The 1,238-nt window shown below is 65.4% G+C and carries 1 protein-coding gene; it reads left to right on the top strand.

The window, feature by feature from the left end; translation table 11 throughout:
* Positions 1 to 92: 92 nt before the first annotated feature.
* The gene (locus ACFWB8_RS37110) at positions 93 to 1,226 is read left to right on the top strand and encodes an IS630 family transposase (RefSeq protein WP_385237748.1); all 1,134 of its coding nucleotides are present in this window, start codon (positions 93 to 95) and stop codon (positions 1,224 to 1,226) included.
* Positions 1,227 to 1,238: the final 12 nt, after the last annotated feature.

Below are 1,238 nucleotides of genomic sequence, written 5' to 3'. Positions count from 1 at the left end.
CTAGTGCCGGATCAGGCAACGTTTGCCCTGTTGTGATGTGACGCGCCGTCCGGGTGCTGTGCCGGGCGGCGCGTGACGGTCACCCTGTCGGGGTGGCAGAACGAGTACGCGTGCACGAGATCGATGACGACGAGGGAAGGCGGCTGCTGCGGATCATCCGCAGGGGCACCGGGTCGGTGGTGACCTGGCGGCGGGCCCAGATGGTGTTGCTGTCCGCGCAGGGCATGCCGGTGGCGAAGATCGCCGAGGTGTCGTTCACCAGTGATGACCGGGTCCGGGATGTGATCCACAACTTCAATACGGACGGCTTCGACTCGCTGTATCCGAAGTACTCCGGCGGCCGGCCCAAGACGTTCACACTGCCTGAACGCCGCGAGATCAAGAAGATCGCGAAGTCCAAGCCGACCGAGCACGACCTGCCGTTCTCGACCTGGAGCCTGACCAAGCTGGCGGACTTCCTGGTCGCCGAGGGGGTGGTCGACGACATCAGCCACGAGGGCCTGCGCATCCTGCTCCGCGAGGAAGGCGTCTCCTTTCAACGCCTGAAGACCTGGAAGACCTCCCGCGACCCCGACTACGCGGCCAAGAAGGCCCGCGTCGAGCACCTGTATGCGATCGCCGACGGCGAGGTCATACCCGAGGACGGCGAGCCCGAAGTCATCTTCTGCATGGACGAGTTCGGCCCGCTCAACCTGATGCCGCACCCCGGACGGCAATGGGCCGAGCGCGGCGGCAAGCACAAGGACCCCGACCGCGAACCGCGACGACGGCGGCGGGCCACCTACAACCGCTACGGCGGAGTGCGACATCTGTTCGCCGCACTCGACCTGGCCAAAGACAAGCTCTACGGCCACATCAAACCGATCAAGCGACGCACCCAGTTCCTGGAGTTCTGCCGCTACCTGCGCAGCCTCTACTCGCCCGAGGTCCGGATCGCGATCGTGAGTGACAACTTCTCCCCGCACCTGACCACGAAGAAGTGCCAGCGCGTCGGCACCTGGGCTGCGGCGAACAACGTCGAGATGGCCTACACCCCGACCAACAGCTCCTGGCTTAACCGCATCGAGGCCCAGTTCACGGCCCTGCGCTACTTCACCCTCGACGGCACGGACCACGCCGATCACAAAGAGCAGGGCAGCATGATCCGCCGCTACATCATCTGGCGAAACCGCCACGCCGATGACCGGCGCCTACGCGCCGTCGTCGACAGGGCAAACGTTGCCTGATCCGGCACTAGC

Source organism: Streptomyces sp. NPDC060031, from assembly GCF_042736805.1.
Classification (GTDB): Bacteria; Actinomycetota; Actinomycetes; order Streptomycetales; family Streptomycetaceae; genus Streptomyces.
This window is presented reverse-complemented; position numbering and strand designations above follow the sequence as displayed.